The organism is Cupriavidus sp. H18C1 (assembly GCF_049311595.1).
In the GTDB taxonomy this organism is placed as follows: Bacteria; Pseudomonadota; Gammaproteobacteria; order Burkholderiales; family Burkholderiaceae; genus Cupriavidus; species Cupriavidus cauae.
Genome location: NZ_CP186008.1, coordinates 1,047,256 through 1,070,305 on the forward strand (window position 1 = coordinate 1,047,256; position 23,050 = coordinate 1,070,305).

Annotated in this window: 16 protein-coding genes, 1 tRNA gene and 4 pseudogenes; 11 read left to right on the plus strand and 10 right to left on the minus strand. The window is 67.6% G+C overall.

Features of this window, described 5'->3' with window-relative positions; genetic code table 11:
* Positions 1-196 precede the first annotated feature (196 nt).
* Genes OJJOAM_RS04995 through OJJOAM_RS05010 form a run of 4 tightly spaced genes read left to right on the plus strand, consistent with a single transcriptional unit; the run spans position 197 to position 2,010 of the window.
* Entirely contained in the window at positions 197-811 is a 615-nt protein-coding gene (locus OJJOAM_RS04995) for a hypothetical protein (protein ID WP_422649066.1), read from the plus strand.
* A complete protein-coding gene (locus tag OJJOAM_RS05000) occupies positions 793-1,062 on the plus strand; it encodes a hypothetical protein (RefSeq protein ID WP_422649067.1) in 270 nt (89 codons plus the stop codon). Before OJJOAM_RS04995 ends, OJJOAM_RS05000 begins: the two co-directional genes overlap by 19 nt.
* The gene (locus OJJOAM_RS05005) at positions 1,059-1,724 is read left to right on the plus strand and encodes a hypothetical protein (protein ID WP_422649068.1); all 666 of its coding nucleotides are present in this window, start codon (positions 1,059-1,061) and stop codon (positions 1,722-1,724) included. The genes OJJOAM_RS05000 and OJJOAM_RS05005 overlap by 4 nt, the downstream gene beginning before the upstream one ends.
* 52 nt (positions 1,725-1,776) lie before the next feature.
* Entirely contained in the window at positions 1,777-2,010 is a 234-nt protein-coding gene (locus OJJOAM_RS05010; protein ID WP_422649069.1) for a hypothetical protein, read from the plus strand.
* 17 nt (positions 2,011-2,027) lie between these two features.
* Here the strand turns inward: OJJOAM_RS05010 and OJJOAM_RS05015 are convergent, their stop codons facing one another.
* A complete protein-coding gene (locus OJJOAM_RS05015) occupies positions 2,028-2,654 on the minus strand; it encodes a hypothetical protein (RefSeq protein ID WP_422649070.1) in 627 nt (208 codons plus the stop codon).
* Positions 2,655-2,685: 31 nt separating this feature from the next.
* Here OJJOAM_RS05015 and OJJOAM_RS05020 point away from each other — a divergent pair, with 31 nt between their 5' ends.
* Positions 2,686-3,339, plus strand: coding sequence for a hypothetical protein (locus tag OJJOAM_RS05020; protein ID WP_422649071.1), 654 nt, complete (start codon positions 2,686-2,688; stop codon positions 3,337-3,339).
* A complete protein-coding gene (locus OJJOAM_RS05025) occupies positions 3,336-4,400 on the plus strand; it encodes a DNA-methyltransferase (protein WP_422649072.1) in 1,065 nt (354 codons plus the stop codon). The genes OJJOAM_RS05020 and OJJOAM_RS05025 overlap by 4 nt, the downstream gene beginning before the upstream one ends.
* 345 nt (positions 4,401-4,745) lie before the next feature.
* On the opposite strand, the gene OJJOAM_RS05030 is transcribed toward OJJOAM_RS05025, so the two are convergent.
* The 3 genes from OJJOAM_RS05030 to OJJOAM_RS05040 all read right to left on the minus strand — a co-directional run bounded on the left by OJJOAM_RS05030 (position 4,746) and on the right by OJJOAM_RS05040 (position 5,994).
* Complete coding sequence (locus OJJOAM_RS05030) at positions 4,746-5,327, minus strand: site-specific integrase (protein WP_422649497.1); 582 nt, start codon at positions 5,325-5,327, stop codon at positions 4,746-4,748.
* The gene (locus tag OJJOAM_RS05035; protein WP_422649073.1) at positions 5,251-5,691 is read right to left on the minus strand and encodes a hypothetical protein; all 441 of its coding nucleotides are present in this window, start codon (positions 5,689-5,691) and stop codon (positions 5,251-5,253) included. Before OJJOAM_RS05035 ends, OJJOAM_RS05030 begins: the two co-directional genes overlap by 77 nt.
* 228 nt (positions 5,692-5,919) lie before the next feature.
* Positions 5,920-5,994: transfer RNA gene (locus tag OJJOAM_RS05040), tRNA-Arg, on the minus strand.
* A 1,106-nt stretch (positions 5,995-7,100) separates the two neighbouring features.
* Between OJJOAM_RS05040 and OJJOAM_RS05045 the strand changes: the two genes are divergently transcribed.
* Positions 7,101-8,903, plus strand: a complete 1,803-nt coding sequence (locus tag OJJOAM_RS05045; protein ID WP_422649074.1) for a DEAD/DEAH box helicase — start codon at positions 7,101-7,103, stop codon at positions 8,901-8,903.
* A gap of 233 nt (positions 8,904-9,136) precedes the next feature.
* Here the strand turns inward: OJJOAM_RS05045 and OJJOAM_RS05050 are convergent, their stop codons facing one another.
* The 3 genes and pseudogenes from OJJOAM_RS05050 to OJJOAM_RS05060 form a co-directional block, all read right to left on the minus strand.
* Complete coding sequence (locus OJJOAM_RS05050; RefSeq protein WP_422649075.1) at positions 9,137-9,691, minus strand: RcnB family protein; 555 nt, start codon at positions 9,689-9,691, stop codon at positions 9,137-9,139.
* A 144-nt stretch (positions 9,692-9,835) separates the two neighbouring features.
* Positions 9,836-10,330 (minus strand): DUF1854 domain-containing protein, encoded by a 495-nt coding sequence (locus tag OJJOAM_RS05055; protein ID WP_422649076.1) that lies wholly within the window; start codon positions 10,328-10,330, stop codon positions 9,836-9,838.
* A 12-nt stretch (positions 10,331-10,342) separates the two neighbouring features.
* Positions 10,343-12,692: pseudogene (locus OJJOAM_RS05060) on the minus strand (ABC transporter ATP-binding protein).
* 313 nt (positions 12,693-13,005) lie between these two features.
* Between OJJOAM_RS05060 and cphA (OJJOAM_RS05065) the strand changes: the two are divergent.
* Positions 13,006-15,654 (plus strand): annotated as a pseudogene (gene cphA / locus OJJOAM_RS05065) (cyanophycin synthetase).
* Positions 15,655-15,786: 132 nt separating this feature from the next.
* A pseudogene (cphA, locus tag OJJOAM_RS05070) lies at positions 15,787-18,361 on the plus strand (cyanophycin synthetase).
* A 75-nt stretch (positions 18,362-18,436) separates the two neighbouring features.
* On the opposite strand, the gene OJJOAM_RS05075 reads toward cphA (OJJOAM_RS05070), so the two are convergent.
* Together OJJOAM_RS05075 and OJJOAM_RS05080 are read right to left on the minus strand one after the other, a co-directional pair.
* A complete protein-coding gene (locus tag OJJOAM_RS05075; protein WP_149317858.1) occupies positions 18,437-19,096 on the minus strand; it encodes an amino acid ABC transporter permease in 660 nt (219 codons plus the stop codon).
* Between the two features lie 129 nt (positions 19,097-19,225).
* On the minus strand, positions 19,226-19,969 hold the full coding sequence (locus tag OJJOAM_RS05080; protein WP_422649498.1) for a transporter substrate-binding domain-containing protein: 744 nt from the start codon (positions 19,967-19,969) through the stop codon (positions 19,226-19,228).
* Positions 19,970-20,289: 320 nt separating this feature from the next.
* Between OJJOAM_RS05080 and OJJOAM_RS05085 the strand changes: the two are divergent.
* A pseudogene (locus OJJOAM_RS05085) lies at positions 20,290-21,571 on the plus strand (hemolysin family protein); the annotation flags it as partial.
* 98 nt (positions 21,572-21,669) lie between these two features.
* Here the strand turns inward: OJJOAM_RS05085 and OJJOAM_RS05090 are convergent.
* Positions 21,670-22,791, minus strand: a complete 1,122-nt coding sequence (locus OJJOAM_RS05090) for a phosphatase PAP2 family protein (RefSeq protein ID WP_422649077.1) — start codon at positions 22,789-22,791, stop codon at positions 21,670-21,672.
* A 15-nt stretch (positions 22,792-22,806) separates the two neighbouring features.
* On the opposite strand from OJJOAM_RS05090, the gene OJJOAM_RS05095 reads away from it, so the two are divergent.
* Complete coding sequence (locus OJJOAM_RS05095) at positions 22,807-22,953, plus strand: hypothetical protein (protein WP_422649078.1); 147 nt, start codon at positions 22,807-22,809, stop codon at positions 22,951-22,953.
* Positions 22,954-23,050 lie beyond the last annotated feature (97 nt).

Consider the following 23,050-nt stretch of genomic DNA (forward strand, 5'->3'; position numbering starts at 1 on the left):
CCGGCGCGCGCCGCCGCCCCCGCCCCCCGCTTCGATCCCTCCATCCCCGACCACAAACGCCGTCAGGCAAACGACCTCGACTGAGGAGTCGCACATGTTGATTGGACTTACCGGACGCCCTGGTGCTGGCCAGGACGATGCAGCGGACTACCTTTCCAAGGTCCACGGCTTTGCCGTTGTCCGCCTCGATGCGCCATTGCGCCGCATGCTGCAAGCAGGGCTTGGCATCACGCCCGAACAGCTGTCAACGGCCCAGCAGCACGAAAAGCTGCCAGGCTTCGGCCGCTCGCCATTCGAGCTTTTGCATAGCCTTCGCTGGGCATGGGTGCGCACCGCCGTGCACGACGACACGCTGGCCGCGATGGCGCGGGACGCCATCAACGAGGCCGGCCCGCATCCGGTGGTGATCCCGGACATCTTCACGCCGGCAGAGGCCGCGCTCGTTCACGAGCTCGACGGCCGCATCGTGCGCCTGGTCAACCGTGCAGCCCCATGCCGCGGCCCTGAGCCGGTAGTGCCCGAGCGCGATTTCGACCAGACGATCGAGGTGCCGCCGCAACCCTTCGGCCTGTTCGATCAGCTCGACGCGCTGGCCGCGGAAGAGGCATGGATTGGGGCGCTGTCGCGAGCTGCCGCCACCCATACCAATGTCGCCGCGCAAGACAGCCGGACCAGCGCGCCAAGCAAGGGATGCAGCTGCGGCTGTTTGACGCAATCGCGCGACTGTTCCTCGATCCGTCCGAGGAATCCTTCATTGCTGCCTATCAGCTCGTGGCCACGGCCCGCCACGCGATGGCTATCCAGCGCGTGACGGACTTCGACGTGCACATCCGGTCGGCGCTGCTCGCGCTCGATGACATCGCCACCAGGTGGGAGCAGACCGGCGAAGTCGTGCTGTATCGCCTCGAGAAGAAAACGCTGCGCGCCGCCGCGCCGCAGATCGCTGCCGCGATTGACGCGGCCTCCCCTACCGCGCTCGCCACCGCCATGGATCGCGTCAAGGCCGAACTGGCTGCGCAGGGCATCGCCATGCCTTCCCACAATACGGAGACCCTCGCATGACCATCGAACACGCACCGCGCCTGGCCTACACCGACGACAGCCACATTGAATTGGCGCCCCGGCCGCACGTAGACGATATTGCCGTCGACACGCTGGCCGCACAGCAGAAGGCCAGGATGGCCGAGAAGCGCGCGCAGGGCTTCAACGGCTGGGACGACCCGCGCCGCTGCTCGCCGGAAAAGCTGTCGATTCTCATGGCGCAGTCCATGTGCAAGGGAAAGGTGGTCGACGTGGCGAACTTCGCCGCAATGCTGCTCGCGCGAAACGCGCCGGCCGCGCTGGTCGGAGAGCATGCGACCCGAGCATTTCTGCTAGGCGCCCGCGAGTGCCAGGCCGCCACGATCGAAGCTCTGCGAGGGCACCTTGACCGCGCGCGCAGTCTTTACCGTGCCGCGCAGGGAGAGATCTGTTCTTTGCTCCACAGCGATGCGCCGCCGAACAAGGCGAAGCTCGGTGAGCTGAACGACTACCTCGGCTTCGCGCTGAGCTCGATCGATCGGCTGGATGTGCCCGCTGCTCGCGGGGGGACAGCCCTGCCAGCACTGCGGCGGCAGCGGCCGCCAGGAGGACGTTTTCGAGCAGGCCGACAGCAACCCTGTCTATGCGCTCGGCGAAGAACTGGTCAAGGCACAGACCCCGGACGCCGACCCGCGTGCCGTTGATACGCTCATCGAGGCGCTGGACAGCACGCTACGCGAGCACGGCTTCGCGGTAGTGCCGGCGGAGGATGAGCAGTCGGGCGACGACGCGCGGCCGACGCAGGAGAACATCTCCGAAGCGATGGCCGAACATTGCGAGAGCAACGGCTATTCGGTAGCGCCCGAGGTGATTGAAAGCCTGGCGAAGCTCGTCGCACACATGGGCGAGCCGGCTGTTGACGCGCCCGCCGCGGCAGCGAACGACCAGGACGCCCTGCAACTCCGGCCTCTGAGAAGGGAATGGTCATGACAGCGTGCGCCGGTACTCTACGGTCGGTGTCCGTGCAAGCCTCTGAACGACGCCTTCTGGCATTCGTCCAACGCCTTTTTCAGCATCTCGTTAGCCTCGCCGACCACAAACGCAACGGAGCCAGCAAACTCCCGGCGCCTTTCCGCCAGCACGCGCTCGCGGTCTTGCTCGAATTCGCACAGAAGGTTCTGCGCGGCAGAGATCCGATCCAGCGCACCAGCAAAGTTGTGGGCGCAGTTGTTCGGCAGAGGTATCAGCCTCTCGATCTCGTCGAGCGACAGAGGCGTCAAGCGCTGAAGTCTGAAGGCCAACGCCCCGAAATCCCTCCAATCGCAATCGAACCGCCGGGCGGCGTCCAATTTCTCGTGGACGTGCAGCACTTGCGCGAAATACCACGCGGTTTTCATGGTGACAGAAGAAGCCGCGACTCTGGCTCGTTGCATCTCCTCGGACCGCTTTCGTATGCCGTCCCAGTGAGCGACGCCCACTGCGGCGGCCACTGCGGCCAAAGTGCCGACCGCGGCAATGATCTCCCAGAAGCTCTTGTCCGTCTTGGACTCCCAAGCGGTGGCTAGAGCGAACCCGCCCAAAGCGCCCCCCACCAGCGTTGCAACGACCTGCCACGTGGACTCACCGAATTTCATTCGACCCCCCATTTTTTGGCCGAATCCTAGCATGACGAAAGAACGCCCCATCCTCTTCTGCGGCGCCATGGTGCGCGCCATCCTCGACGGTCGGAAGACGCAGACGCGGCGCGTCGTGAAGCCGCAGCCCCCGCCTGCTGCGAAAGCGGTTGGCACCTATCACTATCCCAGCGACCGCGACGTCTTCTATGCCTGCGATGCCGGCAGTCTGATCGGTGGATGGGCGCAAGCCTGTCCGTACGGCCAGCCAGGCGATCGGCTGTGGGTCCGCGAGACGTGGCAGCACGAGAACTACCCGCTCGGCCCGTACGAGCCGGGCTGCACTGCCTTCTATCGTGCCGACTACCTCGACGATCCGCTCGGCCCTGATCTGGAGCGCTCCACCGATGGGATTCGCCGGCGGTGGAATCCGAGCATCCACATGCCGCGCGCGGCGTGCCGTCTGGTACTCGAAGTCACCGACGTGCGCGTCGAGCAGCTGAACGACTGCAGCGAGGCTGATGCGATTGCCGAAGGCATCAAACCACGGCTCAGCGCAGACGGCGAGTGGGCGCACTATGCCGACACGGGGCTAAGCACCGATGCGATTGGGAGCTATCGCAGCCTTTGGGAGCAGATCAACGGGCCACGCGCATGGGAAGCGAATCCCTGGGTGTGGGTGGTCGAATTCCGGAGAGCAGCATGAAGATCGACCACTGCTACCAAGGCGACTGCCGCGACGTGATGCGCGACCTCATCGCGACCGGCGTGCGCGTCCAGTGCATCGTCACCAGCCCCCCGTACTGGGGCCTGCGCGACTATGGCGTCGAGGGACAGCTCGGCCTGGAGCCGACGCTGCGCGAATTCCTGGACAACATGGTCGAGATCTTCGACCTTTGCCGCGAGCTGTTGGCCGACGACGGCATGCTGTGGCTGAACATGGGCGACAGCTACGCCGGCAGCCGCGCCGCCGCCGGGGACACGACGACCGGGAACCGCGGCAACACTGCATCGAAGGGCATGCCCAGCATGGTGGCCAGCCGCCGGCGCGACGATACGCCCATTCCGCGCAGCGACGTGAAGGTGGAGGGACTGAAGCCCAAGGACCTAGTCGGCCAACCGTGGCGCTTGGCCTTCGCGCTGCAGGATGCCGGCTGGTGGCTGCGGCAGGCCATCATCTGGCACAAGCCGAACCCGATGCCCGAGAGCGTGCGCGATCGGTGCACGAAGGCGCACGAGTACCTGTTCTTGCTGACCAAGAACGAGCGGTACTACTTCGACCAGGACGCAATCCGGACGCCGTACAGCGCTGAAACCAAGGCGCAGAGCTTCGGCACGATGGACTTTAAGCAGCGCGACACGTACAGGGCCGCCGGGAATGTCAGAGCAGCAAAGGGGCAGGCGGCATATGAGGCGGGCGACTCGCGTCACCGCACGAAGGCTGGCCTCCTGGCTTACGCCGAGAAGACGCGCGAGAACCCCGTGCCCATGAGCGGTGCAAACCGTCGCTCGGTGTGGACTGTACCGACGACGCCTTATCCGGGAGCACACTTCGCGACCTTCCCGGAGGCGCTGGTCGAGCCGTGCATCCTCGCCGGTAGCCGGCTAGGCGACATCGTGTTCGATCCGTTCATGGGTTCGGGCACGGTGGCCAGCGTCGCGCAGCGCCTCGGCCGTCGCTGGCTCGGCGCCGAACTCAATCCCGACTACATCGCCCTGCAGGCGGAGCGCACGCGCCAGCCTGCGCTTGAACTGACAGCAGCATGACAAACGCCGCAGCACACATCATCAAATTGACCCGCAAGCATTGGAATTTCGAAGACCATGGAAACTGCTGAACTGATCGACCAACTCGCCGATGCCCTCAAGGAACGCATGCAGCCGGCCGTACCTCTGTCTATCAGACTGTGGAATATTGAGATGATTGCCACGTACCTGAACCGCAATCCCGACGTGGTGCGCCAGCGCGTAGTCAGCCTGCCGAGCTTCCCGCCGGCGATCCGACTGCCGGCCGGTGAGACTGGCGTTGGCAAGCCAATGTGGAAGGCGTGCGAGGTCATCGAGTGGGTCGAGTCGCACAAGGGAAGCCGCGCCGCGCCGGCGCCGCTCGACTCAATCCAGCTTGGCAGCGAGATCCTCCGCCGTCGGCGCGTAGTACACGTTCTGCAGGATGCGGAGATCGCGGTGGCCGCTGATCTTCGCGAGCTCCATCACGTTGAACTTCTTGGCCAGGCGGGTCAGGCCTTCACGCCGCGAGTCGTGGAAGGTCAGACCCACCACCCCGGCCTTGTCCCTCGCCTTCCGGAACAGCGCGTCGAGCTGCGCGCTCGTCAGCCCGAACACCGTCCCTTCGAATTGATCTGCCAGTGGCTCGAGCTGCTCGATGATGCGCAGCGCGCGCGACGACAACGGTACCGACCTGGCCGTTCCGTTCTTCGTCTTCGGCAGATACACGTACCGCTTGTCGCGGAAGACGTGCTCGGGCCTGATGCCGACAATCTCGCCCGCGCGCATTGCGGTCTCTATCGCGAACAGGTAGGCGGCGCCGCAGCGCGCGGTGGCCGTGGTCGGCGTCTCGTTCTGGTCGTATCCTAGGGCGTGGCAGATGCGATCGATCTCATCCTGCGTCGGCCGACGCGAGCGCGGTTGCTCTTCCTTTGGTCGCGAAACGCCGCTGATGGGGCTCTCGTGAATCCACCCCCCATTCCCGCTTGGCCGTCATGAAGCAGGCCGAGAACAGGTTGAGGTCGCGCGCAACGGTGCTGCCGGCGACCTGCTTGAGCCGCTTGTCACGCCACGCCGCCCAGTCGGCGGCACGCACGTCGATCAGCTTCTTCTCAGCCAGCTTCGGCTCGTCCCGGATCAGCGCCTCGACCCGGTTGTGCTCCCAGCGCGCGGCGCGCGGCGACTTCTTCGGCGAGACCAGGGTGACATAGCGGCGCAGCAGGTCGGCGACTGTGTGGTCGGCGGTCACCTTGCCTGCCATGATTTTCGCCTCCTCGGCGGTCGCCCACGCCACGGCCTCGGCCTTCGTCTTGAAAGTGGCCGACGTGCGCACGCCCTTCCTCGCAACCTCTGCACGCCAGATGTTTCCGCGCTTCCGATAGCTCGCCATCCGTCCCCCCGGTTCAAAATTACGCCACGGGCGTAAATCTGGCGTAGCGGGTAGTTCCAGAACGCTCGGATAGGCCCGGTCACGCTCAGACGCAAATCGCCCGGCAGGCCAGATTCTACAAGGCTTGGCGCGGAAAAGTTCGGGGAGGTTCGGGGATACTAAAACGAGGGGTGGTCCCGCCGACAGGAATCGAACCTGTATCTAGCGCTTAGGAGGCGCTCGTTCTATCCATTGAACTACGGCGAGCGGATAGCCGGGCATCGCTGCGACGCCCTGGGAAGCGGTCACCGCTGAACCGGTGCAACCGCGCGCGCGGCCATCGGCCGAGGCAGGGGCGGAGTATAGCAAAGTCACTTGGCGGGGAGCGTCTCGCCGGCACCCGGAAATGTGCGATTTCGCGCCCGGAGCCGCGTCCCGGTTGCAATCTGGCGCGCAAACCCACGCCGCGGGTGCGATCTGCCGCGCGTCTCCGCGTCGCGGGTGCTATTGAGCGCGCGGAGCCGCCTCGCGCAGGCGCCAACCGCCGCGCGGAGCCCGCGTCGGCCTCCAACCCTCGCACAAATGAAAAGCCCGCCAATGTCCTGGCGGGCTGGCTGCGGACGGGCCGGGCAGTCTGGGTCGACGCTGGCGGCATCGCCACAAGCCACGGTGCAGGTCCTCTTCCTCATGGTTCCGCCGATGTCGCGGCCGCCCATCCGGACCACCCGGACAGTCGGAGGAAGAAGGCGCTGGCGTGCATTGCGGAGATGCCGATGGCGAACAGCGAGGCACTCGCTGAAGACGGCCATCGGGTGGGAGGGTGTCCGCATCCGTGCCGGCACTTCGTGTCGACACTGCGAGTATAGGGCGGGGGGTCCGGGGATGCAAGAGACGTGGACTCGCCCCGTGCCGGCGACCATAACGATGTTCGCCCGAAGGCGCTTGCGGACAATGTTTTCGCAGCGCAGCAATATTTTTCGTCTTCTGCTAGAATGCGCCCCGTGAGTTCGCAATGCGAGCCGTGCACACGCCGACCGGCCCCAGGGGCCAGAGGCGATGCCGCTTCCGCTCTCAAGCTCTGTCGCTCGGTTCTCCGGTCGTTTGTTTCAAGTCTTCGACCATCCCACCGCTTGCCAGAACGCCATCTCACTTGACGCCGCCTCGTCTCCGATCCTGTTGAACAGCCTCGTCGCTGTTTGCCTGCCAGGGACCCGGCTTCCGGTCTTGCACCGGTCGCCCCCTGCCTGCCGCCGTACTGCCAGCTGAGTCTGTCGTCACGGCCTTCCGATTGGCGCCGAAGCCTTTTTAAGACTTTGCACTGCGCCCACCCTCTTGCCGATGGCAGGGGTGCCATGCATCAAGACCCTTACGACATGACCCAGCACGAATTCCGTGCGGAGCAGCCTATTGCCTCCGCCAACGATATTTCCAATACCAACGCGTCGAGCCCGCTGGACCGCCTGCAAGCGATCCTCGAGCCGCAGGACGCTCCCGAAGTCGCCTCGGCGGCCGACGGTTTTGCCGCGCTCGGCCTCGATGCCGCGATCCTGCGCGCCCTGACCGAACTGAACTACACCGTTCCGACCCCGGTGCAGGCCCAGGCGATCCCGGCCTTCCTGGCCGGCCGCGACCTGCTGGTGTCGAGCCAGACCGGTTCGGGCAAGACCGCCGCCTTCATGCTGCCGGCGATCCAGCGCATTTCGGAGCGTCCGGCACCGAACCGCCCGCGCGCCGACGAGCCCATCAAGCGCATGAAGGGCAAGCGTCCCCGCCCGGCCCCGGCCCAGCCGTCGCTGCTGGTGCTGACGCCGACCCGCGAACTGGCGCTGCAGGTCACCGAAGCCGCCGCCAAGTACGGCCGCCATCTGCGCCGCATCATCTGCGCGAGCATCCTGGGCGGCATGCCCTATCCGAAGCAGCTGGCGATGCTGTCGAAGATGCCTGACATCCTGGTGGCAACGCCGGGCCGTCTGCTCGACCACATCGACGCCGGCCGCATCGACCTGTCGCAGCTCGACATGCTGGTGTTCGACGAAGCCGACCGCATGCTGGACATGGGCTTCTCCGACGACATCGACGCGATCGTCGCGGCGACGCCGGCCACCCGCCAGACGCTGATGTTCTCGGCGACGGTCGACGGCCGCATCGCGCAACTGGCCGCGCGCCAGCTGCGTGACCCGCAGCGCATCGAGATCGCGGCGGCCCGTGCCGACCAGAGCAACATCGAGCAGCGCCTGCACTTCACCGACGACATGTCGCACAAGGAGCGTCTGCTCGACCATCTGCTGCGCGACGCGTCGCTGAAGCAGGCCATCGTGTTCACCGCGACCAAGCGCGACGCCGATTCGCTGGCCGAGCGCCTGTCGGACACCGGCTTTGCCGCCGGCGCCCTGCACGGCGACATGACCCAGGGCGCGCGCAATCGCACGCTGACGGCACTGCGCCGCGGCAATCTGCGCGTGCTGGTCGCCACCGACGTGGCCGCGCGCGGCATCGACGTGCCCGATATCACCCACGTGGTGAACTTCGATCTGCCCAAGCAGGCCGAGGACTATGTGCACCGTATCGGCCGTACCGGCCGCGCGGGCCGCTCGGGCGTGGCGATCAACCTGGTCAATCACAACGATGCCTTCCAGTGGAAGCGGATCGAGCGCTTCACCAACAACCGCATCACCGCGTCGGTGATCGAGGGCCTGGAACCGCGCCGTACGCCCAAGCCGCGCGCCGGCTTCGGCGGCAAGCCGGGCGGTGCCCGTCCGGGTAACGGCGGCGGCTATCGCGGCGGCGAGCGCAAGTTCGGCGGCGGCGAGTCCCGCGGTTACGGCAACGGTGGCGGCTATCGCGGCGACCGCGAGCAGGCGCCGCGCAGCTTCGGCGGCGGCGAATCGCGCGGCTACGGCGGCAACACCGCCGGCACCGGCGGCAACGGCAATCGCCCGTTCGGCGAGCGCAGCTTCGGCGATCGTCAATATGGCGACCGTCCGTTCGGCGACCGCAAGCCGGCCGAGCGCAGCTTCGGCGATCGCGACGGCAATCGTGGCGGCAATCGCGACGGTGCCCGCAGCTTCGGCGACGGCAACCGCAGCGGCTACGGCAATCGCCATGGCAGCAACGGTGGCGGCTACGGCGGCCAGCGCCAGGGCCAAGGTCAGGGCCGCTCGCGCTTCTCGCGTTAAGCCGGTTCGGGGCTCGGCCCCGAGCTGAAATGAAAAGGACGTCTTCGGACGTCCTTTTTCTTTGGTGAAGCGCCAAACAAAAACCCGCGCCGGCGTCCTCACGCTGCGCGGGTCGTGTTGCGGCGGGCCGATGTGTTGGCCGCCTGTTGATTGCAATCAGTCGCTACCGGTCGCGATCGGTGGCTTTCGTTGGCGTCGGCGCCGTGGCGCGCTATTGCACGCTCATTGCCCGCTCATTGCCCCGTCACGACGCGGGCGATGGTGCCGTTGCGGGTCGAGACCAGCAGGAACTCATTGCCGATGCCAACCCACTGGTGCCCCTTCGGCGGGCGCTCCAGCTGAAACGACTTCCAGTCGTCGATCACGTACTGACGGTCCCGATAGGCGGTCGGCAGGCGATCGCCCTTCTTCCATTGACCCGGCGCATAGGCATACGGCGAAGCCGATGGTCCCGGGCCGCCGGGCGCCATGCCGGGCGGCATGCCGCGGGAGTCGCGCGCCGACGGACCGCCGCGCTCGCCCGGTTGGGCCGACGGTCCCGAAGGGTCGCCCATCTGCGCGCCACCGCGCGCACTACCCCGTTGCGAGCCGCCCATCTCCCAGCCGCCCGTCTGCGGGCCGCCCATCTGCGAGCCACCCCGCTGGGACCCGGGCTGGTCTCCCGCTCCTGCGCCGTATCCGCCGGCGCCGGCAGAGCCGCCACCGGAGCTGGATTGCGCCAGGCCGACCGATGAACCGAGCACGCCCGCGGCCACCAGCAAACCCATCAACATGTGGTTCCTCTTCATCGAGATCTCCTTGTTGGTTGGGACAGCGATGGCAAGTTACACCCGGGGGCGCGAGGCGGCAACGCAGCTTTGTATCTGGATATTTCGCTTGTGCGGCCTAAGAGACGCGCGGCCACAAGCCCGCGTCGGCGGCATCCAACACCGCTACAGGAAGCGGTCCAGCAGCTTGCGGCTTGCCTTGTCGAGCGAATCGAGACTGCGGATCAGATAGTGGATGCCGTGGCTGTCCGAGATCAGCAGCGTGGTGCCCGCCAGCCGGCGGATGTCCTCCTCGCCGCGCAGCACCAGCCGGGTCGGACCGCGATCGGTCTCGACCTGCCACGTGCTCGGCGTGGCGAAGGTCGACACGCTGACGATGCGGCGGATCTCGGGCATGAACTCGCGCCCGGCCAGCTCTTCCTCGACGATCGCACGCGCGGGCGCCGGCAGGTCTTCAAGACGATCGATCCAGGCCAGCTCGTGGCCATCGGCGCTGACCAGCGCGATGCCGTCGTCCGGCGCGGTGATCGGGAACGCGCGCACGGCGACGACGCCTTCATGCACGCCGCCCTCCGCGGTGGTCATCACGAGACGGCCGAACGGATTGCGCGACAGTTCGAACGGGAATGCGACCGCAGTCGTCGATTCGCTTGCTTGCATGATCGGACTTCCTTATTGCACGACGACGGCGCCGGCCGTGACATGGGGCGCGACGGTATTGACCTCGACCGGATCGTCCGGATCGGTATCGACGTTGCGCGCCTGCGCCTGATACAGCTTGTAGTACGCCCCCTCGCGCGCCATCAGCTCGTCGTGCGGCCCGACCTCGACGATGCGGCCGCGGTCCATCACCACCAGCCGGTCGGCCTTGCGCAGCGTCGACAAGCGGTGCGCGATCGCGATCGTGGTGCGGCCCTGCACCAGGTTGTCGAGCGCCTTCTGGATTTCCTTCTCGGTCGCGGTATCGACCGACGAGGTCGCCTCGTCGAGGATCAGGATGCGCGGATCGATCAGCAGCGCACGCGCGATCGAGATGCGTTGGCGCTCGCCGCCCGACAGCGCCTGCCCGCGCTCGCCGACCAGCGAGTCGTAGCCGTGCGGCAGCCGCAGGATGAACTCGTGCGCATGGGCGGCGCGCGCGGCGGCGATGATCTCGGCGCGCGTCGCATTGGGCCGCCCGTAGGCGATGTTCTCGGCGATGGTGCCGAAGAACAGGAACGGCTCCTGCAGCACCAGGCCGATATGGCGGCGATAGTCGGCCACCGCGAGCGAACGGATATCGACGCCGTCGACGCGGATCGCGCCCTCCGACACGTCGTAGAAGCGGCAGATCAGATTGACCAGCGTGCTCTTGCCCGAGCCGCTGTGGCCGACCAGGCCGATCATCTCGCCGGGACGGATCTGCAGATCGAGCCCGCGGATCACCGCGCGGCTGCCGTAGCGGAAGCCGATATCGCGCAGCTCGATGGCGCCGCGGACCTGCGGCAGCTGCGTGGGCCGCACCGGCTCCGGCACGCTCGATACGTGGTCGAGGATGTCGAAGATCCGCTTGGCGCCGGCCGCGGCCTTCTGCGTGACCGAGACGATCCGGCTCATCGAATCGAGCCGCGTGTAGAAGCGGCTGATATAGGTCAGGAAGGCGACCAGCACGCCCACCGTGATGGCATCGCGCGAGACCTGCCAGATGCCGAAGATCCAGACCACCAGCAGGCCCACTTCGGTCAGCAGCGTCACGGTCGGCGTAAAACAGCGACCACACCGCATTGACGCGGTCGTTGATCGCCAGGTTGTGCCGGTTCGCCTCGCGGAAACGCTCGACCTCGCGGCGCTCCTGCGCGAAGGCCTTGACCACGCGGATGCCCGGGATGGTGTCGGCCAGCACGTTGGTGATCTCGGACCAGTTGCGGTCGATCTTCTCGAAGCCATGGCGCAGCCGGTCGCGGACCTGGTGGATCATCCATGCGATGAACGGCAGCGGCACCAGCGTGACCAGCGCGAGCCGGGGTTGATCGAGATCAGGATGACCGCGGTCATCACGATCATCAGCACGTCAGTGAAGAAGTCGAGCAGATGCAGCGACAGGAAGACGCAGATGCGGTCGCTCTCGTTGCCGATGCGCGCCATCAGGTCGCCGGTGCGCTTGCCGCCGAAATACTCGAGCGACAGCTTCAGCAGGTGTTCATAGGTGGTCGTGCGCAGATCCGCGCCGATCCGCTCGGACACCCGCGCCAGCAGATAGGTGCGCGCCCAGCCCAGGCTCCAGGCGATCAGCGCCGCGCCCAGCAGGCCGCCCAGATAGAGCCGCACCAGGCCGTAGTCGATCGGCACGCCGTTCTGGTAGGGAATCAGCACCTTGTCCATCAGCGGCATGGTCAGGTACGGCGGCACCAGCGTGGCGCCGGTCGACAGCAGCGTCAGCACGAAGCCGGCGAACAACTGCATGCGGTACGGCCGCGCGAAGCGCCACAGCCGCAGCAGCGCCCAGGTCGACGGCGGCGTCTCCAGTTCGCGGCTGCATTGGGGGCATTCGTCCTCGCCCGGCGGCAGCGGCGCGCGGCAGGTCGGGCAGACGCCTTCCACTTCGATGGCCTCGCGCGCGGCGCCGGCGGCCAGACGATCGCGCTGGGCGTTGAACGTGTCGAGCAGGCGCAGCGCGGCGGGGATTGTTGCCGAGCGTGTAGTGCCAGGACGCCAGCCGGCCGCTGCGATCCTGCAGCTCCAGCGTGCCGACGCCGGCGTGGTCGCCATGGTGCAGCGTCAGTTCGGCGCCGATCGGCCATTGCCGCCAGCCGCCCTGCCCGTTCCCCGCGTCCTGCGCGTTGTCCCTGGCCAGCACGCGGCGACCGGTGACAACCACCACGCCTTCTGTAAAATGCAGCCGCCGGTCGAGATCGACCTCCAGCCAGGCCAGCACCGTTTCACCGGGCATGCCTGGGCGGGAGGCGAGTTCGGCCTCCAGCGAGACGCGCCAGGGGTCAGGCAGCGTGGGGGTCGAGGATACGGAGGTGGCAGCAAGGGTCATGGTCGGCACAGCGGGCGTCGTTTCGTCGGGCTGCGCGAGCATGGCGCAAGCGGTCGGCCGACGGTCGAAACGACATGTCTTGATACAAATAAAAATGGCGGGCGCTGCAAGAATGCCGATATGTCGCAGACAATTCGGCGCAAGTGCGGTGCAAGCGCGGCGCAAGTATACATAAGCCACATCCGCGCGGCGGCGTCTGTCGCGGCGCACAAACGCTTTTTCGTCGGGAAGTCAACCAGGTCTACGCTGTAACGTTATTGAAAGGTTAGACTTCCGCCCCACGGGCGCATCGCCCATGCCTCAAGCTAATTCAATGAAGAAAAAGGACATTGAGATATTCGATGTCATGTCGCTGCGCGGCCCCAATATGTGGACATATGGGCCAGTGCTGGAGGCGTGGGTCGATATCGGAGAACTGGAGGAATTCCCCTCCAACAAGATTCCCGGCTTCTACGAGCGCCTCTCGGCCTGGCTGCCTTCGCTGATCGAGCACCGGTGCAGCATCGGCGAACGGGGCGGCTTCCTGCAGCGGCTGAAGGAAGGCACCTGGCCCGCCCACATCATGGAGCACGTGACGCTGGAGCTGCTGAGCCTGGCCGGCATGCCCGGCGGCTTCGGCAAGGCGCGCGAGACCCCGCTGGTGGGCGTCTACAAGGTCATCGTGACGGCCTGGGACGAACGCGTGGCGCGCGCCGCGCTGTTCCTCGCGCGCGACCTGGTGATGGCCGCGATCGAGGACCGCCCCTTCGACGTCGATGCGGCGGTGGACGAACTGCGCAGTCTCATCGATCGCCACTGGCTGGGCCCGAGCACGGCCTGCATCGTCTACGCCGCCGACGACCGCCGTATCCCCGCGCTGCGCCTGTCCGACAGCAATCTGGTCCAGCTGGGCCATGGCGCACGCCAGCGCCGCATCTGGACCGCCGAGACCGACCGCACCAGCGCCATCGCCGAGAGCATTTCGCGCGACAAGGACCTGACCAAGTCGCTGCTCGAATCGTGCGGCGTGCCGGTGCCCGAAGGCCGGCTGGTGCAGAGCGCCGACGACGCCTGGGAGGCCGCCGAGGAGATCGGCGTGCCGGTGGTGGTCAAGCCCTACGACGGCAACCACGGCCGCGGCGTCTTCACCAACCTGATCAGCCGCGAGGAAGTGCAGACCGCCTATGCGGTGGCCATCGAGGAAGGCAGCGGCGTGATCGTCGAGCGCTTCGTGCCCGGCAACGAGCACCGCCTGCTGGTGGTCGGCGGTCGGCTGGTGGCGGCGGCGATGGGGGGGAATCGGCGAGCGTGGTGGGCGACGGCAAGTCGACCATCGACGAGCTGATCGAACTGCAGATCAACTGCGACCCGCGGCGCGGCAACACCGAGGATCATCCGCTGAACCGCGTGCGGCTCGATTCGGCCGCCCGCCTGGAACTGAAGCGCCAGGGCTTCACCGCCGAGTCGGTGCCGCCCGAGGGCCGCCATGTGCTGATCCAGCGCAACGGCAACGTGGCGTTCGACGTCACCGATCGCGTCCACCCGAGCGTCGCCGCGCATGCCGCGCTGGCGGCGCGCGTGGTGGGCCTCGACATCGCCGGCATCGACCTGGTGGCCGAGGACATCTCGCGCCCGCTCGCCGAACAAGGCGGCGCGATCGTCGAGGTCAATGCCGGCCCCGGCCTGCTGATGCACCTGAAGCCTGCCGCCGGCACGCCGCGTCCGGTGGGCCGCGCCATCGTCGATCATCTGTTCCCGCCCGCGGCCGACGGCGACGCCCCGGCCGACGACGGCCGCATTCCCGTGGTCGGCATCACCGGCACCAACGGCAAGACCGTGGTCGCCAAGCTGGTGGCGCGCCTGCTGCAGCTGTCCGGCCGCCATACGGGCCTGGCCTGCAGCGACGGCCTTTATCTGGACCGGCGGCTGGTCGAAGGCGGCGATCGCGCGAACTGGGAGGCCGCCACCCGCGTGCTGAAGAACCGCGCCGTCGAGGCCGCGGTGTTCGAGAACGACAGCGGCACGATGCTGTCCGAGGGCCTGGCCTACGATCGCTGCCTGGTGGGCGTGGTCACCAATATCGATACCCCCGACCACCTCGGCCACTACTACATCGAGGACGCGGAAAAGATGTACAGCGTGTTGCGCACGCAGGTCGACGTCGTGCTCAAGCACGGCGCCGCGGTGCTCAACGCGCGCGATCCGCTGGTGGTCGAGATGGCCGATCTGTGCGACGGCGACGTGATCTTCTTCGGCGCCAGCGCCGAGCTGCCGGCGATCGCCCAGCACCGTGCCGCCGGCAAGCGCGCGGTCTACGTGCGCGACGGCCGCATCGTGCTGGCCACCGGCAACAGCGAGATGCCGCTGGCCGACGTCGCGGCGATTCCGCTGACCTATGCGGGCCGCGTCGGCTTCCAGACCGAGAACGTGCTGGCGGCGGTTGCCGCGGCGTGGGCGCTGGGCATCTCGCACGAGCTGATCCGCGCCGGCGTGATGACCTTCGATGTCGGCCAGCTCGACGTGCCGGGCCGCTTCACGCTCTACGAGCGCAACGGCGCCACCGTGATCGTCGACGACGCGCACAACGCCCCCGCGCTGGAGGCACTGGCCAAGGCGCTGGACCGCTTCCCGTCCGAACGCCGGCTGGCCGTGTTCGGCGCCGGCGTCGACCGCCGCGATGCCGACCTGATCGAGCAGGGCAAGGCGCTCGGGGCCGCCTTCGATCGCGTGTTCCTGTGCGAAGACCGCAGCGTCACCCGCAAGCTGCCCGACAGCGAGGCGCGCGCTGCTGAAGAAGGGACTGTACGAAGGCCGCCGCGTCAACAAGATCATCGACCAGGGCAGCCGGCGCGAGGCCGTCGAGGCCGCGCTGTCGCAGTTGGTGGCGGGCGATCTGCTGGTGCTGCAGGCCGACGAGGCCGACATCGGCACCACGCTGGACCAGGTCCACCATTGGCTGGGCCAGCCGGCCCGGCGCGGTTGACCGGCCGGCATCGAGAACCAGAGGCCCAGGGCGCCGAGGTGCTGACACGCCGAAGCGCTGAAGGATAGAACGGCCGCCTGCCGCGGGGTCGCGCCCCGACCGGCCGGCGGCCGACCGATAGGAAACTGATTGATGGAAGTCTCACGCATCCGCGCGCTGCGCGGTCCGAACCTGTGGTGCCGCCACACCGCGATCGAAGCGATCGTCGCGTGTCCCGACGAAGCCGGCACGATCGAGGACCTGCCCGGTTTCGAGGAGCGCCTGCGCGCGCGCTTCCCCGACATCGGCCCGCTGCGTCCCGACGATGCGCACGGCGATGCGTCGCTGGCCCATGCGCTCGAATGCGCGACGCTGCGGCTGCAGGCGGCCGCCGGTTGCCCGGTGACCTTCAGCCGTACCTCGCCCACGGTCGAGCCCGGTACCTATCAGGTGGTGGTGCAGTACAGCGAGGAAGAGGTCGGACGCCTCGCGCTCGATCTCGCCCAGCAGCTGTGCCGCGCCGCGCGCGACGACACGCCGTTCGATCTGGACGGCGCGCTGGCCCGCCTGCGCGAGCTGGACGAGGACGTGCGCCTCGGACCGAGCACCGGCTCCATCGTCCATGCCGCGGTCGCGCGCGGCATCCCCCTATCGCCGCCTCACGCAGGGCAGCATGGTGCAGTTCGGCTGGGGCAGCCGCCAGCGGCGCATCCAGGCCGCGGAAACCGACATGACCAGCGCGGTCGCCGAATCGATCGCGCAGGACAAGGAGTTGACCAAGAGCCTGCTGCACGCGGCCGGCGTGCCGGTGCCGCTGGGCCGCTCGGTGTCCAGCGCCGAGGAAGCGTGGGAAGTCGCGCAGGAGATCGACGCGCCGGTGGTGGTCAAGCCGCGCGACGGCAACCAGGGCAAGGGCGTGGCCGTCCGCATCCGCACGCGCGAGGAAGTGATGGCGGCCTATGAGGTCGCGGCCGAGATCAGCAGCGACGTGATCGTCGAACGCTATATCCCGGGGCACGATTTCCGGCTGCTGGTGGTCGGCAACCAGCTGGTCGCCGCGGCCCGGCGCGATCCGCCGCAGGTCATCGGCGACGGCGTGCATACCGTGCGCCAGCTGGTCGACGAGGTCAATCGCGATCCGCGCCGCGGCGAGGGCCACGCGACCTCGCTGACCAAGATCCGCTTCGACGATATCGCACTGGCGACGCTCGCCAAGCAGGGCCTCACCGCGGAATCGGTGCCGCCCAAGGGCACGCGCGTGATCCTGCGCAACAACGCCAACCTGTCGACCGGCGGCACCGCCACCGATGTCACCGACGACGTGCATCCCGAGATGGCGGCGCGCGCGGTGGCCGCGGCGCAGATGGTCGGCCTCGATATCTGTGGCGTCGATGCGGTCTGCGAGACCGTGCTCAAGCCCTTCGAGGAACAGGCCGGCGGCATCGTCGAGGTCAATGCCGCGCCGGGCCTGCGCATGCATCTGCAGCCGTCCTACGGCAAGGGCCGCGCGGTCGGCGAGGCGATCGTCTCGACGATGTTCGCCGACGGCGACGACGGCCGCATTCCGGTGGTCGCGGTGTCGGGCACCAACGGCAAGACCACCACGGTCCGGCTGATCACCCACCTGCTGGCCGGCAGCGGCCTGCGCATGGGCATGACCGGCACCGACGGCGTCTACGTCAACGGCCAGCGCATCGACACCGGCGACTGCAGCGGCCCGCGCAGCGCGCGCAACGTGCTGCTGCACCCCGACGTCGACGCGGCCGTGTTCGAGACCGCGCGCGGCGGCCTGCTGCGCGAAGGGCTGGCGTTCGACCGCTGCGATGTCGCGGTGGTGACCAATGTCGGCGAAGGCGACCATCTCGGGCTGTCCTATATCAGCACGGTGGAAGACCTGGCGGTGCTCAAGAGCGTGATCGTGCAGAACGTCTCGCCGCAGGGCATGGCCGTGCTCAACGCCGCCGATCCGATGGTCGCGCGCATGGCCGACGCCTGCCCGGGCGCGGTCACCTTCTTCGCCCGCGATGCCGAGCACCCGGTGCTGGCCACGCATCGCGCGCAGGGCAAGCGCGTGGTGTTCACCGACGGCGGCGATCTGGTCGCGGCCGAGGGCGATACCCAGGTGCGCATCGCGCTGAAGGACATTCCGCTGACGCGCGGCGGCAGCATCGGCTTCCAGGTCGAGAACGCGATGTCGGCGACCGCCGCCGCGTGGGCGCTGGGCATCGACTGGTCGGTGATCCGCCGCGGCCTGGCAACCTTCGTCAGCGACGCCGCGAGCGCGCCGGGCCGCTTCAATCTGTTCGACTACCGCGGCGCCACGCTGATCGCCGACTACGGCCACAACCCGGACGCGATCCAGGCGCTGTGCAACGCGATCGAGACGATGCCCGCGCGCCGCCGCATGGTGGTGATCAGCGGCGCCGGCGACCGCCGCGACGAGGACATCCGCCGCCAGACGCAGATCCTCGGCGGCGCGTTCGACGACGTGGTGCTGTACCAGGACCAGTGCCAGCGCGGACGCGCCGACGGCGAGGTGCTGGCGCTGCTGCGCGAGGGGCTGGAAGGCGCGACGCGCGCCACGGCGGTCGAAGAGATCCGCGGCGAATTCCTTGCCATCGATACCGCGCTGAGTCGCCTGCAGCCGGGCGACCTGTGCCTGATCCTGGTCGATCAGGTCGAGGAAGCGCTGGACCACATCGCGAAGCGGATCGCGGAAGCGGGTTGAGGGGATTGGCGCTCTCCCCCGAGCGGGAGAGGGTTGGGGAGCGGGCAATTGCGCCGCGCCTCCCCTACCTGCCCCTCAATGCCGCCCCGGCAACGACAGCCTGCGCTCCAGCAGCCGCTGCACGAACGACAGCAGCGTGCTCAAGACCCAGTAGATCGCCGCCGCGGCCAGATAGAGCGGCAGCGGCTGGTAGGTCGCCGCGATCAGTTCCTGCGTGGTACGCAGCAGCTCGGTGACCGTGATCACCGACACCAGCGAGGTGTCCTTGATCAGGCTGATCAGGCTGTTCGACAGGCTCGGCACCGCAATGCGCAGCGCCTGCGGACCGACCACGTAGCGCAGCGTCTGCGCCGGCGTCAGCCCGAGGCTATAGGCCGCCAGCCATTGCCCGCGCGAGATGCCCAGGATCGCGCCGCGCATGCTCTCGGACAGATAGGCGCCGACATTCAGGCTCAGCGTCAGCACGCCCGCCGGGGTCGGTTCGAGCGCGATGCCGATGCCCGGCAGGCCGTAATACACCACGAAGATCTGCACCAGCAGCGGCGTGCCGCGCATCACGCTGACATAGACGCGCGCGATCGCCCTGAGCACGCGGTTGTGGCCGATCCCCATCAGCGCGACCACCAGTCCGATCACCAGCCCGAAGGCCATCGACGACAGCGCGAACTTGATGGTCAGCACCATGCCTTGCAGCAGCACGGGCAGCGAATCGATTACCAGTTGAAGGGATGGCATGGCAGGCGGGATCAGGGGCGCAAGAGGCCGCGCAAGAGCGCGCGCAAAGTCGGAATCATAAAGTGGCGCCCCAAAAAACAAAACGGCAGTGCGCTTGCACTGCCGTTCCGCCTTCGGCGAGCCGTCGGCTTACTTGACCGGCTTGGTCACGTCCGCGCCGAACCACTTGACCGACAGCTTGGTCAGCGTGCCGTCCTTGCGCAGATCGTCGAGCGCGCGGTCGATGGCCTGCGCGAACTTGGGGTTGTCCTTGCGGTACGGGATCGCGACCTCGGTATCGCCGCCCTGCACCACCGCGCCGGCGCGCAGCGGCAGATTCGAGGTCTTGATCAGGTAGTTGACCATCAGCCGGTCGTTCAGCGCGGCATCGACACGCTGCGCGGCCAGGTCGCGCAGATATTCGGGCGCGCCCGGATACGTCTTGACGTCGATGCCCGCCACCGACTTGGCCAGCTCGTTGTAGTTGCTGCCCAGGCTGACGCCCAGCCGCTTGCCCTTCAGGTCCTCCAGCGACTTGAATTCGCGCTTGTCGTCCTTGCGCTGGATCAGCTGCGCGGCCGAGTAGACGTAGGGCTTGGAGAAATCCAGCACCTGCTTGCGCTGCGGCGTCACGTTGACCTGGTTGACGATCACGTCGAACTTGCCCGCCTGCAGGCCGGCAATGATGCCGCTCCATTCGGTAGTGACGAACTCCGGCTTGACGCCCAGCTTGCCCGCCACCGCGCGCGCGACGTCGACATCGAAGCCTTCGAGCTGGTTGTTGGCGCCGCGATAGCCGAACGGCGGATAGGTGCCCTCCAGGCCGATCTTCAGCACGCCGGCCTGCTTGACGTTGTCGAGCAGATCGGCGGCATGGGCGCCGGCCATCGCCATGGCGAGCAGCGGCGCGGCGATCAGGGGGCGAATCCAGCCAGCGGTAAACCAGGTCATCGAGTTCTCCAATCGAAGTTGATGGACGGCATGATAGTGCATGCACCTGACGGCGCTTCGGTAGCGCCTCGGTAGCACTTGGGCACCCCATGCGTACCGGCACAGAGTAAGTCAACCGCTATCGAATCAAAAATAACAATTTATTATGGCTATATAACGGCCGATCCAGGCGGCGTTCCGTTCGCATTGACAGCCCGCATCGGCCTGCACCATCATCGAAGCGCCCCTCCGGCCTCAAGCCACCGGCCCCCGCCGCCATCGCCATGTTCGTCCTGATCCTGCTGTTGCTGATCCTGATCAGCGCCTTCTTCTCGATCTCCGAGATCGCCCTGACCGCCGCGCGCCTGCACCAAGCTGCAGACGCTGTCCGAGCGTGGCGACCGCCGCGCGACCAAGGTGATGCTGCTCAAGGAGGAGCCGGGCAACTTCTTCACCATCGTGCAGATCGGCGTCAATACCGTCGCCATCCTGGCCGGCGTGCTGGGCGAGAAGCATCTGTCGGACTTCGCCTTCGCGCTGCTGTCGCCCCACTTCACCGACACGGTCGCGCAGCGCATCGCCAATATCGGCTCCTTCCTGCTGGTCACGCTGCTGTTCATCCAGTTCGCCGACCTGATTCCGAAGCGGATCGCGATGAGCTTCCCGGAAACCTGCGCGCTGGCGGTGATCGGCCCGATGCTGTGGCTGCTGAAGGTGCTCAAGCCGCTGGTCTGGCTGTTCAACGCCGCCGCCGATGCCGCGCTGAAGCTGCTCGGGCTGCCGACCAAGGCCGTGGAGCAGATCACGTCGGAAGACATCGCGGCGATGGTCGATGCCGGCGCCGAGGCCGGCGTGCTGCTCAAGCACGAGATCCATCTGATCGAGAACGTGTTCGAGCTCGACTCCAAGAGCGTGACAGCGATCATGACGCCGCGCGACGAGGTGGTCTACCTCGCGCTGGACGAGAGCCCCGACAGCCTGCGGCGCAAGCTGGTCAAGTATCCGCACGCGCAATATCCGGTCTGCGACCACGACCTGGACGACGTGCAGGGCTTCGTCGAATCGCAGGACATCCTGCGCTCGATGCTGGCCGACGAGGCCGATTCCGCGATCGCCAACCTGGCGCGGCACTACGACAAGAACGTGCTGGTGATTCCGGACACGCTGACGCTGTCCGAGGCAATGACGCGCTTTCGCGAGATGCACCAGAGCTTCGCGGTGGTGATGAACGAATACGGGCTGGTGGTCGGCATCGTCACGCTCGACGATATCGTCGGCGCGCTGATGGGCGACATCCTGTATTCGTCGGAGGACGAGCAGATCGTGCGGCGCGACGAGGACTCGTGGCTGGTCGACGGCGTGACGCCGCTGGTCGACCTGAAGAAGGCGCTGGATCTCGACGCGCTGCCGGCGGAGGACTATGTCGACACCGCGGCCGGGCTGGTGATCTACACGCTGAAGCGCATCCCGAAGAAGTCGGAGTTCATCGAGACCGCGGGCTACCGCTTCGAGGTGCTCGACATCGACCACCACAAGATCGACCAACTGCTGGTGTCGCGGCTGCCGGCGGGGCGCGGGGGGTGGCATTGGTACTGGTACTGGTACTGGTACTGGCACCGGCACCGGCGCGGGCACGAGCACCGGCAGTGGCAGCGCCGCGCGCCCTACGCCGCTGCAGGAATCCCCGCAGCCTGCGGGACCGGCGGTCGCTCCGGCGACCGATCCCGCGGTGGATCCAGCCGCGCCGGACTCCGCTGCGTCTCCGGCCCCGGCGCCGGCACAACGGGCACGGCCTTAGCGGCATCGCGGTAGCGCTCCACGTTGTGGGGCAGGTGATAGACGGCGACCCACGCGCCCGCTGCCAGGGCCGCCGCCGCGGCGACACCGGCCAGCGGCGCCGGCGACAGCCGCGCCGGCACGTGCAGCGTCATGTAGGCGGTCGCCAGCATCACGATCCACGCCATGCCGAGCGCGTAGCCGGCCACCACGTCCGACAGCCAGTGCATGCCCAGATAGAGCCGCGACAGGCCGATGGCGACCACCACGGTCGCGGTCACCGCCAGCACCGGAATGCGCACGCGCCAGGGTTGCCGCACGCAGAGCAGGAAGGCCAGGAAGCCGTAGGTCACCATGCTGCTGGTCGCGTGTCCGCTCGGAAATGAAAACGACTCGACGCCGCCGTAGATGCTGGCCGGCCGGCCGCGCGCCAGCCCGTATTTGAGCACCAGCACGCAGGCGCGCGCGCCGATCAGCGCGATCGTCCAATAGACCGCGGCGGCCCACGCACGGCGCCACGCCAGCCAGCCGAACACCGCGATGCCGATCGCCACCGCGATGCGCGCGCCGCCGAACTCCGTGATGGCGGTCATTGCCACGTCGAGCCAGTCCTGCCGGCCCTGCTGCAGCCACGCGAACACCGCCTGGTCGACCCGCACCAGCGGCGTTTCCGCGGCCACCGCCAGCGCGAGCCAGATCAGCAGGCCGCCGCTGCCGAGCAGCACCGCGGCAGCGATCGCCACCAGCAGGATCTCGGCCACCTCGCGCTCCAGCAGCTTCAGCACGCGCGGCCAGCGGTCGCCCGCCCGCGCGTGCAGCGCATCGCGCGCGACATGCCGCAGCGAATCGAGCAGCCGCACCACCGGATGGATCAGCACCAGCGCGATGCGGACCAGGCAAAGGCCGAGCACGGCCAGCACGATGAACAGCACCAGGCCGCCGATCAGCAGGCCGGGCGTGGGCTGCTCGAAGCGCAGCCAGGCGGGCCAGTCCGCGATCAGCTCGTCCATCGTGGCCTCCGGCTCGTGCTCGATCTCGTGCTCGATCTGGTGCTCAATCTCGTCATCCGTTTCGTCGCCATTGAAGGCATGGGCAGGTTCCGTGTTTTCGTAATTCTCGCGGCAACGACCATGTCATCCGGGCCGGGTACAACACCGCGTCAATCCGCATGATAGAACGCGCGCCGTGCGAATCGCGCCCACGCCGCCGGGTCGTTCGCGCCCGCGCCGCAATCAGGCAGCGATCGCACTGAACTCACGCTTGAAAATT

Coding starts and splice junctions, on each gene's coding strand:
- OJJOAM_RS05000 (WP_422649067.1), top strand. CDS start 793: ATGGCTATCCAGCGCGTGACGGACTTCGACGTGCACATCCGGTCGGCG.
- OJJOAM_RS05005 (WP_422649068.1), top strand. CDS start 1,059: ATGACCATCGAACACGCACCGCGCCTGGCCTACACCGACGACAGCCAC.
- OJJOAM_RS05015 (WP_422649070.1), bottom strand. CDS start 2,654: ATGAAATTCGGTGAGTCCACGTGGCAGGTCGTTGCAACGCTGGTGGGG.
- OJJOAM_RS05020 (WP_422649071.1), top strand. CDS start 2,686: ATGACGAAAGAACGCCCCATCCTCTTCTGCGGCGCCATGGTGCGCGCC.
- OJJOAM_RS05025 (WP_422649072.1), top strand. CDS start 3,336: ATGAAGATCGACCACTGCTACCAAGGCGACTGCCGCGACGTGATGCGC.
- OJJOAM_RS05045 (WP_422649074.1), top strand. CDS start 7,101: ATGACCCAGCACGAATTCCGTGCGGAGCAGCCTATTGCCTCCGCCAAC.
- OJJOAM_RS05050 (WP_422649075.1), bottom strand. CDS start 9,691: ATGAAGAGGAACCACATGTTGATGGGTTTGCTGGTGGCCGCGGGCGTG.
- OJJOAM_RS05055 (WP_422649076.1), bottom strand. CDS start 10,330: ATGCAAGCAAGCGAATCGACGACTGCGGTCGCATTCCCGTTCGAACTG.
- OJJOAM_RS05075 (WP_149317858.1), bottom strand. CDS start 19,096: ATGCCATCCCTTCAACTGGTAATCGATTCGCTGCCCGTGCTGCTGCAA.
- OJJOAM_RS05080 (WP_422649498.1), bottom strand. CDS start 19,969: ATGGCGATGGCCGGCGCCCATGCCGCCGATCTGCTCGACAACGTCAAG.
- OJJOAM_RS05090 (WP_422649077.1), bottom strand. CDS start 22,791: ATGGACGAGCTGATCGCGGACTGGCCCGCCTGGCTGCGCTTCGAGCAG.